We start from the raw sequence: 14,681 nt of genomic DNA on the forward strand, positions 1-14,681 counted from the left end.
TAATGTAAAAAGAAAAATGAAAAAGATCTATTATTCAATGGCTGTCCTGATGATGGGACTCTCGTTCGCTGCTTGTAGCAACGACGACGACAAGAAGGGCAATGAAGACGAGTTCAGTGTGACTGAGACAACCCCAGTGGTTGACGAGGATTCCTATGGCCTGAACACCACAGCTGCTAACTTCAGTGTGAAATCGTTTGGTGAGGGTGCCGTCGATGGTTGTGCCGACGTGGTCAGCGAGCTCGAATCAGCCAATGCCCTGATTGGCTCGGCTAAGCTCACCGAGGCTCAGGAAACTTACCTCCGCGAGGTGCTGAAGAATCTGGTCAACAATGTGATTGTGCCTACCTACACCCAGCTGGCCGACAACACCGAGGCGCTCGAGAGCACCCTGAACGGCCTGACCACCAGCACCATCACTCAGGCTCAGATCGATGAGGCTTGCCGCGACTTCAAGGCAGCCCGTATGTACTGGGAGCAGAGCGAGGCCTTCCTGATGGGTGCCGCCTCTGATTTCGATGTCGATCCTACTATCGACTCATGGCCATTGAACCGTTCGCTGCTGCTCAGCTACTTCAACAACGGTATGAACGACGAGATGCTCGACGATGCTACCATCCTTGGTTTCCACGCCCTCGAGTTCATCCTGTTCCGCGATGGTCAGCCTCGTAAGGTGGCCGAGCTGAAGGGCAACGATACCTACAAGAATTTCGAGAATATCACAGGTGCTCAGGAGCTGGCTTATGCCCAGACCATCTGCACCCTGCTCAAGCAGCGCACCTTCCAGCTGCAGTGTGCCTGGGACGGTGGTAAGAATGCTGCCCGCTTGTCAGTAGTGAAGGGTGCTAACCTGAAGTATCAGACTGAGAAAGGCCTCTCTTATGGCGACAACCTGATCAATGCCGGCGTATCTGGTAGCAACAGCTCGTTCCCAACCCTGAAGGACGCTATCGCCCAGGTGCTCTCCGACGATGAGGGTAGCTGTCTGGCCATTGCCAACGAGGTGGGTACCGCCAAGATTGCCAACCCCTTCTCGGCAGGTGATGTATCGTATGTTGAGTCGCCTTACAGCTATAACTCTATCACCGACTTCCGCGATAACATCCGTTCTATCCGCAACGTATGGCTGGGTTCTACCGATAAGAAGGCCAATAAGTACAGCTTCCACACCTTCTTTGCCAGCGTGAAGAAGGATGCCGTCAACCAGAAGGTGGAGAATGCCTACGTAAGCGCCATTGCTGGTATCAGCAACATGCCTTCACCCTTCGTGAAGTACTGCTGCACCATCTGGAACATCGCTTTCGAGGACGATGAGGACTGGGAAGTAGATGAATAATAAGAACAATGTAAGGATAATAACTATGACAAGTACTTGGAAGATTACTAATTGGGCCATGGCTGCCCTGATGGCTGTACCAGTGCTTACAGCTTGCTCTGACGATCATGCTAAGACGTTGGGCGAACTGGAAGAGGAGGAACAGGCCTTCGGTAAGGCTGTGGGTAACTTTACGGCCGACGAGTGGTTTCCTGGTGGACAGCTGGGAACCACCGACAAGGCCAGCTATTCAGCCCCCGCACCTGTTGTCGAGAAGATGGCAGGCATGCTTGAGGACTTCAATACCGGCGAGGGTTTCTTCGAGAAGCTCTACACCTTCGAGCAGGAGCCCCGCAAGGGCTTGGGCCCCGCCTGGGTGCGCAACTCGTGTATCGCCTGTCACCCCAGCTATGGTCACGGCAGGCGTCAGGAAGCCTATCGTGCCAACCAGATTGGTAACGGCTATCTGCTGGTGATCTATCACCCCGAGACCAATGCCTATATCTCAGAGGTAACAGGCATGCCGCAGACACAGGCCATGGCTCCCTTCAAGGCGCCTATCGACGAGAATCAGATTGAGATTGAGTGGAAGAACGTGACGGCGATGGAGAGCGGCCTCTCGATGACCTTCCCCGATGGCGAGAGCTACTCACTCATCTACCCCGAGGTGCGCATCCCGCAGTCGGCCTTCAACACCAATCCTAAGCCCACCGACTATGCCGTGCGCTTAGAGTCGACCATCGGTGTGTATGGTACCGCCCTGCTCGATGCCATCGACGATGCTGATATCGAGGCCCAGTGGGCCAAGGAGGCCGCGCACGCCACGCTGAACCCCGCCATGTGGGATCAGGAGAACAACACGTTCAAGGCCAGCGCCTACTATTCGGCACCTTACAACGACCTTGGCTCGCACCACGGTTCGCACGGTCCGCTCAAGCGCTTCACCTATGCCATGACCCGTGGCTCGCTGCAGGACGGTGCAGGCTCGAATGCTATCTGGAACATCACTAACGTGACCCGTTCCGACCGCCACTGGCTCTATTCTACCGCTGCCTGGGCTAAGGCTCAGAGCGAGGACCCCGAGGTGATCAGCTACATCAAGCAGCACGGCTCGTCGCCCACCAGCATGCTCTATCCCTACTATGCCGATGGTACCGACGAGGGCATCGCCACCCGTGTGAACGAGATTCTGAGCTGCACCTCTGTCGGCAGCAAGGACACCTTCGAGAAGTACCTGGTGAATGGTGCGCCCTATCATGGCAACGAGGAGATGAGCGACAAGCAGTACTACCAGTTTATGGTATGGCACCGCGGACTGGCTGTGCCTGCTGCCCGCAACCTGAACGATGCCGATGTGCAGCGTGGTAAGCAGCTCTTCAGCGAGATAGGTTGTACCAACTGCCACCGTCCGTCGTGGAAGACCGGATCAGACAATATGTGGATCGATGCCAGCATTAAGTCGTATGCCCAGTCGGTAGGCAAGAGCGCCAGCAGCATGCTGCCTAAGTATGCCAACCAGACCATCTGGCCATACACCGACCTGGTACAGCACCGTCTGTTCATGGCCAACGATATCCGCACTGGCTGGTGCCGCACCACGCCACTCTGGGGCCGTGGTCTGAGCCGCCGTCTCACAGGTGCCGACGACCGTCTGCACGACTGTCGTGCCCGCACGGTCATCGAGGCCATCATGTGGCACGGCTACTCTAAGCAGAGCGATGCTTACAAGCCTGCAGAGAAGTTCTACAATCTGCCCAAGGCCGATCGCGACGCCGTGGTGAAATTCATCGAATCTATCTGAGGATGAGAAAAAACTTGTTTATATTCCAATGTTTCATGGTGCTGACCCTGCTGCTCGTGGCAGGGTCAGCCTCTGTCTCGGCATCCAGGCTGCTCATGCCTCAGAAGCAGGCGGCCCACTTCTGTCAGCTGCTGCTCAACGACGGCACGCGGGTGTCGTCGCTCACCAGTCATGCGCGCCAGTTGATGCAGGCTGAGGACACGCTCACGGTCGAGCAGCTCTTCGCCAGCTTTATCCTGCAGGACGACAACTGGCAGGGCATGCGCTTCTTTCCCCATCAGGTGGAGGGCAGGGTAGAGTGGTACAGCGCCATCGACCAGCTGCCCGCTGCGATGGGTGCCGAGCATCAGCGCTACATCCACGAGGTGTTCCCCCGCCTGAAGGCCGAGGTCGAGGCAGGGCGCTGGGCCACGGTCGATGCCTATATTGAAAAGATGCTGCAGTACCAGTGCCGTTTCGGAGGCACGCAGGCCAAGAGCCCCGTGCAGGCAGCCCACCTGGCTTATATCGCTGTATTTTTTCTGTTGGTTGTGCTCGTTTCTCGATTATTATTCGTAACTTTGCACCCCAAACGAATAGCATCATGAAAGATCTGAAACTGACTCAAATCGAATTCAATCAAGCCCGTGCCGAAGTGTTCAGCTTCGATAGCGGCAACGAGGTGCGCGAGTACCACGCCATGATCCATGTGGCGGGCAGCCGCCTGACGTTTGCCCAGCAGCTCGAAGCCGTGATGAACGCCTATGCCGGCTTGCTCTCCCAGTTGCCTGGCACCCAGGCCGTCTTCAAACGCTACTTCCTGAGCGATGCCGCTAATCAGGCCGACGATGTGGTAGTGGCCGACGTGACCGATTGCGCCAAGAGCATCATCCAGCAGCCGCCCCTCGATGGCACCAAGATTGCCCTGTGGGTGTGGCTCATGTCCGACGTGCAGACCGGTATGACCAACAGCGGCCTCTACGAGGTGCGCCACGGTGCCTTCCGCCATCTGTTCAACGCCTCGGCACATAACCTCGCTGCTAACTCCGAGTACCAGATGCGTCTGCTCTTCAACGAGTATATCATGCAGCTGGCCGAAGAGGGCTGTACGCTGGCCGACAACTGCCTGCGCACCTGGCTCTTTGTCAACGATATCGACCTGAACTACGGTGGGGTGGTGCGTGCCCGCAACCAGGTGTTCTTCACCCAGGGCCTCACGCAGAACACCCACTTCATAGCCTCTACCGGCATTGGTGGCCGCCAGCAGGATACCAACGTGCTCTCGCAGATGGATAACTACGCCATTGCCGGCATCCGTCAGGAGCAGATCCACTACCTCTATGCGCCCACCCATCTCAATCGCACCAGCGACTATGGTGTGTCGTTCGAGCGTGGCACCTATATCGACTATGCCGACCGCCGTCATGTGCTGATTTCGGGTACCGCCTCGATCAACAACAAGGGCGAGGTGATGTATGCCAAGGATATCGAGCAGCAGACGCGCCGCATGTGGGATAATGTGGAGGCGCTGCTCAGCGAGGCGGAGTGTACGTTCGACGATGTTGCCCACATGATAGTGTATCTGCGCGACGTGGCTGACTACGATGTGGTGCGCAGCCTGTTTGCCGAGCGTTTCCCCGGCAAGCCCTGCGTCATTGTGTTGGCGCCCGTGTGCCGTCCCGGCTGGCTGGTCGAGATGGAGTGTATGGCTATCAAGGCCGTGAGTCATCCCGAACTCCCACAGTTCTGATATAACAAAAGGGGCTTGCAAACAAATGCAAGCCTCTTTTTTTGTACCTATGGTTGCAGGCGCTCTGCCAGTTCGAAAGCCAGTCGGCTGTTGTGATAGGGGCAGTTCCACTCGCTCACCTTCGGTATGTCGGCTGGTCGCCCGTCGTCAGTCAGCGACTTGAACCAGCCGCCCTTCTGGTCATCCACGAAGTGGGCCTTCACGTATTTCCAGTTGTTGAGTGCGGCCTCTAAGAACGTCTCGTCGCCAGTTATCTGCCAGGCGTTCACGCAGCCGATGATGGTCTCGCATTGCGGCCACCACGACAGTTGCTTGTTCATGCCCTTGGGTGTCTTCTCATAGAGCATGGCACCCTCGGCGTTGAGGCCCTCGCGCAGGGCTGTACGCGCCATGTCCACAGCCTGCTGCTCCACCTGCTTCTTCAGTGCTGCATCGCCTATGGCAGCGGCAGCCTCGCACATCAGCCACGACGTCTCGATGTCGTGTCCGTACGAGTCGGTCTCGCCTATGGGCTGCCAGTCGTCGTTGCAGTACAGGATGAGGTGGTGCGTCTGGGGCGCATAGAGCTTGGTCTGCAGGATGTCGATCAGCTCTATGAGGTTACGCTTCAGTCCCTCGTCGGGCCACACCTGATAGAGCGTGGTGTAGGCCTCCAGCAGGTGGATGTGGGTGTTCATCGTCTTCGAGGCGCCCGCCTGTCCGTCAACGCCTATGAGCGGAGCTTTCGTAAAGTCGCGCTTATACGATTCTATGTAGCCCTGCTTGCCCTTGTCGTGTACCTTCTCTTCCAGTGTGGCATAGAGCTGCTTGGCAGCCTCTAAGCTGTTGGTGCTGCCCGTGGCGCGGTAGTGCTCGGCCAGTCCGTAGATGCCGAAGGCGCAGGCGTAGGTCTGTTTGGTGGTATCCCAGGGCTTTCCGTTGCAGTCCACCATCCAGTACACGCCGCCGTATTGCAGGTCTATGAAGTGGCTGATGTAATACGCAGCGGCGCGGTCGGCCATCTGTTTGTAGGCAAGCAGCGAATCCTGTCGGTAAGCCTTGGCAAAGGTCCAGACGATGCGTGCATTCAGCACCGCCCCTTTGGGCGCCCGTTCCACGGGCTGTCCGCTGTTCAGCACTACGCCATAGAATCCGCCGCGCGGGTCGATGGTCTTCTCCATCCAGAAGGGCAGGATGTTCTCTTTGAGGTTCTGCGTAGTCTCTGTGCGCAGCACCTCTTTCGTGTCAGCCCAGCCAGCTACGGCCATCGCCATCGCTGCCAGCATCATTACCATGTTCTTTCTCATGTCTCAGTAAGATTTACGCTGCAAATATACATACAAATCCGATAAGTTCCAAATTTTATCCGTAGAGATTCATTTTGTTCCCTAAAAGTTTTGTGTCTCCGTAAAAAATGTTATCTTTGCAGACTGAAAGGATATTGATAGAATACAAAAATTAAATATGTACAAGGATAATAAAGAAATCGTCGAAGAAGCCAAAGGAATCTTTATTACGCCCCGAAGGGCGAGAAAGGCCTTTATTGAGAACCAGCTCACACTTATCAGGATGTGTAAACCATATCTTGAAGAACGTCCTGCCTTCATCTTAACAGAGCTGATATCAGGTGAGAACCTATCTTATGTAGCCGAAACAGTAGGCCTTCCTCGTGAGCGTGTTATGACGATAGCGGCAACAACAGCATTAAAGTTATCGAAAATTGATGAAATCGATAAAATACATACTAAAAACGAACTTTTGCGTGAAGAGAACAAGCGTCTTCTGGATAAGATTGCCGAATTGGAAGATCGTTTGGCTGTATATGAAAAGAATCCGGAAAAGCCTATAGATCCACTCGTCTTATCTAAGCCGCTAACTGATTGTGGTTTAACAGTCAGGACAGTGAATGCCTTGAAAAGTTATGGTTGCAATACAGTTAGAGACTTAATTAACCAGGATAAAGACACACTCATGTTAATTCCTCGTTTTGGTCGGAAATGCATGGATGATTTGGAATCGTTGTTTAAGCGACTTGACATAGAGTGAGACGAGAATACAGAGATGACGGACGTACTATCGCATCATTCTCCCCATCTTCTTAGGAGGAGGGGTGGAGTTGGAGGAAATAAATTCTTCTATCGCTTTAAATAAATAGGAATAAGGGATTATTTCAGACACTCTGTGTATTCTTAATTGCATTTTAGTGGAGTTTTTGAGATATAATTGTATCCTTGCAGAGTCATAGACGTCGTTCATACACTACTCACTAACAACCGAGTGTTGTGATTTGCTAAAAAATTAGTATCTTTGCAGTGTCATAGACATCATATAACAAAAGGGGCTTGCAAACAAATGCAAGCCTCTTTTGTTTGTTTTCCCTCTGTACGATGTGCTAATAACCCATACACGAGGTAGCTCCCAGTGCAGTCAGGATTGCTGTTGCGATTGATGCAATCAGCTGCACGATAAACTTAATGCTTTCTTTCTTACTCATAACTTAAATCTTTTAATGGTTAATGTTCAAAGCGCTGGGGCTTTCGCCCCTAAGCGCTAATCTTCGGTGCTACCGTCGGGGTTAGGCTCACCGCCTCCGTTTCCGCCTGTGTTGCCACCCTGGCCGCCGCCAGTGTTACCACCGTTCTGACCTGAACCGCTGTTCTCGCCGTTCTCCTGCTCGGGGTCCTCGATGTTGCCCTCGTCGGTCGAGGTCACACGCTTCACCTCCTTACCATCGCGGTCGTAGCAGGTAATCTGCACGGCAGTCTTGGCCAGCTCGCTCTTCAGGTCGGTGTCGGGCGTAAAGATGATGCGACGACTCGAAATCAGTCCGGCCTTCACCTCCTCGACCTTCTCCACGCTCTTGGCGCGCAATCCGAATCGCATGGTTCCCAGACCTGGCAGTGCTACCGAGTGACCTTCGGTGGCCCACGCCTTGATTACTTCGCCGGCTGCATCCCAGCATGCCTGCATCACACCCTTGCTCACGCCGCTGCGCAGAGCTGCTTCCTTAATCACTTTGTCCTGAGTCAGAGCCGTGTAGAGCTCCGGCATCATTACGTAACGATACTTACCAGCATACTTGCCGATGTTTTGAAACTGTTCCTTAGCTTTTACTTTCAGTGCCATAATCTTTTAATTTTAATGGTTAATGTTATTGTTAGTAGTTCTCTCATTTGTCGCATTCGATCGAAATTTTCGCCTCCCCCGTGGGCCCGTAAATTTTTTCTCGTGGGCGCGCAATTTTTCTCTCTCATTTTGACAATGCAAAGGTACAACAATTTTAGCCCGATTCCAAATAATCGAGTTCGAACTCTCTGTTAAAATATGTAAACAGATGGCGGTGCTACGCTATATAGTTGACAAGCGTCTCAACCGCCTCAACCGTCTTTTCTATTTTCCAAAAATGCACAAAATGGCATGCAAAACATCAAAGCCTCACGTACCTTATTAATAATGAATTATAATATTAATATATATTTACTATTCTTCTCTCTACATCTATGTGTTTCCACAAAAAGACGCTAAGACGTTTAAGACGCTTGAGGCGCCTATTATAAGAATTGATTGAAGATTTTAGACTGAAAAGTTTGAAATTTCAAAAATTCTCCTTATCTTTGCCGCAGATATGAGACGAACAGAAATTACCCAGTCCATCAAGGAAGCCCTGAAAAGCGTTCCTTACAAGATGGAAGCAAGGCTTTACGGAAGTGAAGCTAGGGGAGATGCTCGTCTTGACTCTGATATCGATTTGCTGATATTGGTAGATCAACCCGTTGTGACAGGCAAAGATGAAGACGCTATTTTTGCTCCGCTATACCAGGTAGAATTACAATCAGGCGTACTAATCAATCCACTTATTATCCCCAAATCACAATGGGGCGTAAATGTTAGTCCTTTCTATATCAATGTTGAAAATGAAGGAGTGCCTCTATGAATAAGACATTGACCGAAAAGCAAAGAATAAGCATTGTGCGTTATCGTATGGAGAACGCAGAAAGTACTTTTGCCGAGGTGGAAACACATCGCGCCAACGGTTTCTATAATACAGCTGTAAACAGATTGTACTATGCCTGCTATTATGCTGCAACAGCCATACTGATAGCTAATGGAATCGAGGTGAAATCGCACGACGGTGTGCGTATGAATCTGGGTAAGTATATCGTTCAAGAAGGTATTCTTTCTCCCGAACTTGGCAGATACTTCAGCCGTCTTTTCTCAAAGCGTTCTACTGGTGATTATGATGATTTCTTTAATCATAGCGCAGAAACAGTAGACGAATTGATGCCTGATGCAAAACTTTTCATCCAGACTATCAAGGACTGGACAGATAAGTGGTTGATAGAACAAGAACATTGAGCAATTTTGTTCGTTGCAACGAACAAATTTCATTATTTGCCAATAATTCGTCAGTTACGACTGATGAATTTACATAATTTTACAATAGTTTGGCAGTTGTCAAACATGCCGCTTCTTTGCGGCTTTTAGCATTGCAAATTGCTTTATTGCTTCTTCGCGAGTAGCACTCGACGGTGGACGCCCTAACGCCTGCTGAATCTCCCTTGCCGATTCCTGAATGCTTTTGTATATCAAATCGAGAAGAACTTTCTCTTCCATATCATCTATTCTGAATGCAAAGATAGGTCTTAATCTAAATAATAAAACTATTTAAGCGCTTTTTTCTAAGAAAAAACGAAAAATATTATCCGTTTTGAATTTTTCTTAGTATATTTGCAGCAGCATTCCGGAAGGATTGCAAGGACATATTGCTCAAATTCTCCTGTCGAATCACCACCTCACAACGAGATATGAGAGCAATCCCAATTTACATTTGAAGTGTACGCTTGAGCGTAGACTTCAGTCATAGTAGATTGGGGGCTTGTGGTGAGCCTGACAGGAGATATGGCGGGTCTGCGCTCTCTCCGTGTCAAAGGGCTTGTGCGACTTGTTGAATAAGAGATAGTACAAACCTAAAACAAATGAGTATGAAGAATTTGAGCATTGTATTCATCGTATCGGCAATTGCAACTTGCCTTCTTTTATCGTGTACGCAAGCCAGCAAGGCAGATGTCTCAGCCCAAATTGCAGAAATAGAAGGTAAGTACCAAGATACTATAAAGGTTTTAAGAAAACAACTTAGTGAAGCTAATGACAAAATTGGAGTCCTAAGTTATCCTGCTGATCAAAGGTTTGCCCATATTGGAGAATTATTCAATTCTGGGGATTATGATGGAGTTAAAAAAGAAGTAGCAGAGCTTAAACGTGTTTTCCCTAATGCAAAAGAAAACGACGGCTGTTATGAATTTCTGAAGAAAATAGAGACGATTGAAGCAGTAAAGAAGGCCGAAGAGGAAAAAATAAAAGCATTGGGATATAAGGCATTTAAGGATAATCCCACGGTTAAGTTCGACAACGTTACATATTCTTTTTCAGGTTTTACCTATGGTCGCACGTTTACTTTCGAATATGTACTTGATGTGAATGAATACTCATACGAAGTTGCAGACAAGAACTGTACCTATATTCTTGCTTCACTCTCTATTTCCACAAAAGAGAACTATGCCTCCAATCCTAATGTCTATGCCTGTGAGATAGTGGATGGCAAATTGAAAGAGTTAGATGATTTCAGGATAGAGTACGCTACTTATAACACCTATGGTGCAAGTATTGGCAACTATTCCGAAACAAGTCACGATTTCTCGAAGGTTAGCTCTGTAAAATATAAAATGGCTGCTCAGATACCACAGTCATACACGAACAAGCCCATTGTTATAATTGTGAGAAAGACATCTGGGTATTTGTCGCGTGAAATATCTATTGACGAGGTCAGAGAAAATTATGAAGTAGTGAAAATCTTAAATAGGAATAGATTATGAGCAAGTTAGTGAAAAGTATCTTCGTTTGCTTAGTGATTCTCGTATCACTATGTAGTTGTAATAGCTTTAAGTATCGCGAACTATATGGTATTACGGATGAGTTTGTGGAAAAACTTCAAACGACATATCAAAGTTATGGAATGTTTGGCGGAATGGAATACACTAAATATACTGAAGATAAAGAATATAAAGTGTTCCCCATGGGCCGCTTAATCAATGTGCGAATTGAACGATATGCGGATGACGACGAATACGAAACCCTGAGAAAAGCTTTGGAGTCTCACTATTCTGGCGACAGAAGAGTTAATCAGGTATATCGTAATCAGGCAGGAACAATTATGATTGATTGTAGAAACTAATATTATACGATTATGAAACACATGAAAGTCTTGAGCATACTGATGCTCTCAGCAATGGCGATGTCACTTATGACATCATGTTCAAAAAGCGCCAAACTTGAAAAAGCTGCTAAAGAGCAAATGGAGGCAACTTTCAAAGAAATGGCAAGGGATCCATCCAGTGTTAGTTTGTCGAATATAGAAACTGTTTATAGCGATGACTCCCTGTGTATTCTTCATTGTGATTTTTCTGCAAAGAATGGTCTAGGTGCTGAGGTTAAAGACAAGTGTGAATATATCTTCATCAGTAGCAACGGAAAGAACTATGAGTCATATATGGAGATAAGCAAGAACGAAGAAGGCGTTTTTGTTAGTCCTGAAAAATATGATAAAGAAAAGAAAGGTACGATTTATGAACCTCTATCTTATGAAGCTGGTTTAAGATACCTTGCTGCAATTTATGTAAATGGTAAGGGAAGAGAAGCTGGAGTAAAGGACGGAGAGGAATTCTGTATACCCGTTCCTACAGGAACAGGTTCATGGGAACTCAGAGCATATCAAGATGAATTTGGCGAGAAGGGCTCTCAAAAGTATTTGTTGTTGATGGGCAGTGGAGTGTTTAGTAATTCAGCTACAACTAATTCAAGAATGACTGCGATTCTGTACATGGATAAAGATGATTTCTCTTTCAAATTGATAGAGTATGATTCAAGCGTAGTAAAAACAGATGATTCATATAGGTATCGTATCAAAGATTCAGATGGCGATGTCTATGAAATGACTCTATACAATAGCGATTCGACTGGTCAGATGTCTTCATGGGGATCTGAAGATATGAAGAAAATAGAAGAAATACTTGCTAAAGGTGGAACGATAACAGTATCTGTGAAAGAAAGAAATGCCTATTCAACACCTGATACATATCTTTTCAAATTAAATGTTGAAGGTTATGCGAAAGCTAAGTCTTTCCTAAAATGACTCTAAATGCCCCTTCTTTGAGGGCACAAACTAAAATAAAAATAATATGGCAATTATTGATATTGTAAAATACGAGCAACAGGAAGGTGTCATTGTACATAAGTTTCCGTCATGCGATTTGCGCTGGGGCTCTCAGTTGGTTGTATATCCTGGGCAAGTAGCTTTCTTCGTGAAAGGTGGTACGGTCTGCGATAAGTTTACTGACGGTACTTACACGCTTAAAAGCAATAACGTTCCGCTATTAAACAAAATTATTAATCTGCCATTCGGTGGAGACTCTCCATTCCAAGCTGATGTGTGGTTTGTAAATCTACTCCAGCGACTAAGTCTCAAATGGGGAACGGAAACACCGATTCAGCTGGAAGACCCAAAGTACGACATCATAGTACCAGTACGGGCTCATGGTCAATATGGATTCAAGATAAACGATGCAGAGAAATTCGTTTTTTCTCTTGTAGGTAATATGCCTAATTTCAACGAAACACAGTTGCAAGCGTACTTTCGTGGTTTGCTCTTGACGAAATTAACAAGCATTATTTCCCAGAAGATTATCAACGACAAGATATCTGTGTTAGAAATACCAATGCATTTGGAGGAAATATCTAGTTTCTGTCAAGACAAGTTGACACCATTCTATGCTGATTATGGTGTAGAAATAATGCTCTTTAATATTATCTCTATCAACATACCAGAGGATGACCCAAGTTTGAACGAAATAAAGAAAGCCAAAAATCTCTTTGCAAGATTGAAGATAGCGGGACGTGACAACTATAAAATGGAGCGTTCTTTTGATGTGATGGATAAAGCTGCAGAAAATGAGAGTGGTGCAGGTGCTGCTTTCATCAACGCAGGATTAGGGTTGGGTGCATCGCTTAGTATGGGTAAGCAAATGGGGAATCAATTAATGCCTGACGGTAATGATGTTCCGCCGCCAATACCTACAAGCGTTTCCTATTTTCTTGCAGTAAACGGACAACAGCAAGGCCCGTATAATGTGCAGCAGATACGAGATGCTATTGCACAAGATATGAACGTCTTGAACCTGTTAGCATGGAAGAAGGGTATGAAAGGTTGGCAGCCGCTTAAAACGTTTGTAGAGTTCGCTACTAAGGATAGTAGTGAATGTCCCCCCCCAATTCCTGAATAATAAAAACAGCATAAACAAATCAAAAACTTAAAGCATATGAAAGCATTGCAATGTGAAATGTGTGGCAGCCAAGATTTGGTAAAAGACAGTGGGGTCTTTGTATGCCAGTCGTGCGGAACTAAATATTCCGTCGAAGAAGCCAAGAAAATGATGATTGAAGGAACTGTCGATGTAAAGGGCACGGTAAAAGTTGATAAATCACAAGATGCTAAGAATCTTGTTCAACTTGCTAAAGATGCCATAGAAAGTGTTAATGGCGAAGAGGCATATTCATACGCAAATCGTGCTCTTGAAACAGATCCCTCAAACGCGGATGCTTGGTTTATAAAAATGAAGGCAGCGGGTCTTATTGCTACACTTGGCGACTTAAAAGTTCTGGATGTTATAAATGCAGGTAAAAAGGCCATAGAGCTCTCTAACAAAGAACTTGAGAAAGAGGTATATGTGTACTATCTAACAAAATGCCTAAACGATCTCCAGTTCTGTATGACACAACTTCAAGATACTCAGACAATGAAAGAACTCTATGAAGCAAACTGTCAATTATCCCCTTTTAGTGCTACAGAGAAGACGCTACAATGTGATAGCGTTTTGGGAATGATACTAATCCAAGTGGATACAGTAGTAAAATTAAGGGCAATGGTTCCAGAGAGTTTTGTATCAAGTGATGAAGATATTACGCATTTAGTAGGTGAGGTTGCAAAACAATGGGTTTATTACACTAACGCGGTGAATAGTCGTTTTAATGTATATGGAACGAATATTAATGATGAAACGGTTGCAAAATACAGGGAAGTATTAAGTGATATAAAGAAAGGCTTGCCAGAAGAAAAACAAGATGTTATAGGTGAAGAAGCAATAAGCAATCCATCTTCAGGCCCCTGTTATGTTGCAACAGCTGTATATGGTTCATACGACTGCCCAGAAGTCTGGACACTTCGTAGATTCAGAGACTTTACGCTTAATGAAACATGGTATGGGCGACTGTTCATTAGAGTGTATTATGCAATTAGTCCAACGTTCGTTAAACATTTTGGCAATGTAAAGGTGTTTAAATCACAAGGTAAAAGAATTCTTGATAAATGGGTTGTCAGACTAAATAACAAAGGCTATACTAACACCCCTTATAAAGACAAATACTAAAAGAGTGAAAATATAGACCAACCACAGTTAAATCTATATTGAATTCCTAAAATCTCTTAATATAAATCCCGTTTCTTTTTAAAGGAGTGGGATTTTTATTATCTTTGCATCTCGAATATAAAAAACAAAAGCTATTCGAGAAAGGATAATTGAAAACCTGTAAGAAAACAAATAGTGGAACCCGGATCTTCAAATCGTGTGGTTATAACAGGATGCGCCACACACCCTTGCGCAGGATGTTCAAAAATAATAGAAACCGTAGGCCACAAGTAACTAATATATTTATCACTATTGCTCACCATGAGCCAAAGATATAATACTCCGAAAGGATTATTACGCAAGAAAGAGAGCCACTGCGTGGCTGCTCTCTAAAAAGTA

At 46.9% G+C, this 14,681-nt stretch carries 16 protein-coding genes; 12 read left to right on the plus strand and 4 right to left on the minus strand.

The window, feature by feature from the left end:
* The first annotated feature begins 16 nt into the window (after nt 1-16).
* Genes T491_RS16665 through T491_RS0113790 form a run of 4 tightly spaced genes read left to right on the plus strand, consistent with a single transcriptional unit; the run spans nt 17 to nt 4,845 of the window.
* The gene (locus T491_RS16665) at nt 17-1,336 is read left to right on the plus strand and encodes an imelysin family protein (protein WP_051523173.1); all 1,320 of its coding nucleotides are present in this window, start codon (nt 17-19) and stop codon (nt 1,334-1,336) included.
* Between the two features lie 25 nt (nt 1,337-1,361).
* Nucleotides 1,362-3,116 carry a di-heme oxidoredictase family protein gene (locus T491_RS0113780; protein WP_051523177.1) on the plus strand — a complete coding sequence of 585 codons (1,755 nt, stop codon included), beginning with the start codon at nt 1,362-1,364 and terminating at the stop codon, nt 3,114-3,116.
* A 2-nt stretch (nt 3,117-3,118) separates the two neighbouring features.
* Complete coding sequence (locus tag T491_RS0113785; RefSeq protein ID WP_155950147.1) at nt 3,119-3,703, plus strand: hypothetical protein; 585 nt, start codon at nt 3,119-3,121, stop codon at nt 3,701-3,703.
* On the plus strand, nt 3,700-4,845 hold the full coding sequence (locus tag T491_RS0113790; protein ID WP_028904401.1) for a Rid family hydrolase: 1,146 nt from the start codon (nt 3,700-3,702) through the stop codon (nt 4,843-4,845). Before T491_RS0113785 ends, T491_RS0113790 begins: the two co-directional genes overlap by 4 nt.
* Nucleotides 4,846-4,892: 47 nt before the next feature.
* Here T491_RS0113790 and T491_RS0113795 read toward each other — a convergent pair whose 3' ends face one another.
* On the minus strand, nt 4,893-6,131 hold the full coding sequence (locus T491_RS0113795) for an AGE family epimerase/isomerase (RefSeq protein WP_028904402.1): 1,239 nt from the start codon (nt 6,129-6,131) through the stop codon (nt 4,893-4,895).
* A 157-nt stretch (nt 6,132-6,288) separates the two neighbouring features.
* Here T491_RS0113795 and T491_RS0113800 point away from each other — a divergent pair, with 157 nt between their 5' ends.
* On the plus strand, nt 6,289-6,870 hold the full coding sequence (locus tag T491_RS0113800; RefSeq protein WP_028904403.1) for a DNA-directed RNA polymerase subunit alpha C-terminal domain-containing protein: 582 nt from the start codon (nt 6,289-6,291) through the stop codon (nt 6,868-6,870).
* 346 nt (nt 6,871-7,216) lie between these two features.
* Here T491_RS0113800 and T491_RS17745 read toward each other — a convergent pair whose 3' ends face one another.
* Entirely contained in the window at nt 7,217-7,318 is a 102-nt protein-coding gene (locus tag T491_RS17745) for a smalltalk protein (RefSeq protein WP_155950148.1), read from the minus strand.
* A 56-nt stretch (nt 7,319-7,374) separates the two neighbouring features.
* Nucleotides 7,375-7,950: a DNA-binding protein gene (locus tag T491_RS0113810; protein WP_028904404.1), complete on the minus strand. Its 576-nt coding sequence runs from the start codon at nt 7,948-7,950 to the stop codon at nt 7,375-7,377.
* A gap of 499 nt (nt 7,951-8,449) precedes the next feature.
* Between T491_RS0113810 and T491_RS0113815 the strand changes: the two genes are divergently transcribed.
* Nucleotides 8,450-8,758 carry a nucleotidyltransferase domain-containing protein gene (locus T491_RS0113815; protein ID WP_028904405.1) on the plus strand — a complete coding sequence of 103 codons (309 nt, stop codon included), beginning with the start codon at nt 8,450-8,452 and terminating at the stop codon, nt 8,756-8,758.
* Entirely contained in the window at nt 8,755-9,180 is a 426-nt protein-coding gene (locus T491_RS0113820) for a HEPN domain-containing protein (RefSeq protein ID WP_028904406.1), read from the plus strand. Before T491_RS0113815 ends, T491_RS0113820 begins: the two co-directional genes overlap by 4 nt.
* A 99-nt stretch (nt 9,181-9,279) precedes the next feature.
* Here T491_RS0113820 and T491_RS17750 read toward each other — a convergent pair whose 3' ends face one another.
* Complete coding sequence (locus tag T491_RS17750; protein ID WP_155950149.1) at nt 9,280-9,438, minus strand: hypothetical protein; 159 nt, start codon at nt 9,436-9,438, stop codon at nt 9,280-9,282.
* Nucleotides 9,439-9,800: 362 nt separating this feature from the next.
* Between T491_RS17750 and T491_RS0113830 the strand changes: the two genes are divergently transcribed.
* From T491_RS0113830 to T491_RS0113850, 5 genes are read left to right on the plus strand one after another with little or no spacing between them, the layout of a single operon-like run.
* On the plus strand, nt 9,801-10,697 hold the full coding sequence (locus tag T491_RS0113830; RefSeq protein ID WP_028904407.1) for a hypothetical protein: 897 nt from the start codon (nt 9,801-9,803) through the stop codon (nt 10,695-10,697).
* Nucleotides 10,694-11,056 carry an ABC transporter gene (locus T491_RS0113835; protein WP_231480261.1) on the plus strand — a complete coding sequence of 121 codons (363 nt, stop codon included), beginning with the start codon at nt 10,694-10,696 and terminating at the stop codon, nt 11,054-11,056. Before T491_RS0113830 ends, T491_RS0113835 begins: the two co-directional genes overlap by 4 nt.
* Nucleotides 11,057-11,068: 12 nt before the next feature.
* On the plus strand, nt 11,069-12,013 hold the full coding sequence (locus T491_RS0113840) for a hypothetical protein (RefSeq protein ID WP_028904409.1): 945 nt from the start codon (nt 11,069-11,071) through the stop codon (nt 12,011-12,013).
* A gap of 46 nt (nt 12,014-12,059) precedes the next feature.
* Entirely contained in the window at nt 12,060-13,160 is a 1,101-nt protein-coding gene (locus tag T491_RS16670) for an SPFH domain-containing protein (RefSeq protein ID WP_051523174.1), read from the plus strand.
* A gap of 36 nt (nt 13,161-13,196) precedes the next feature.
* Entirely contained in the window at nt 13,197-14,303 is a 1,107-nt protein-coding gene (locus T491_RS0113850; protein ID WP_155950150.1) for a TFIIB-type zinc finger domain-containing protein, read from the plus strand.
* Nucleotides 14,304-14,681: the final 378 nt, after the last annotated feature.

This window comes from Prevotella sp. P6B4 (genome assembly GCF_000619985.1).
Classification (GTDB): domain Bacteria; phylum Bacteroidota; class Bacteroidia; order Bacteroidales; family Bacteroidaceae; genus Prevotella.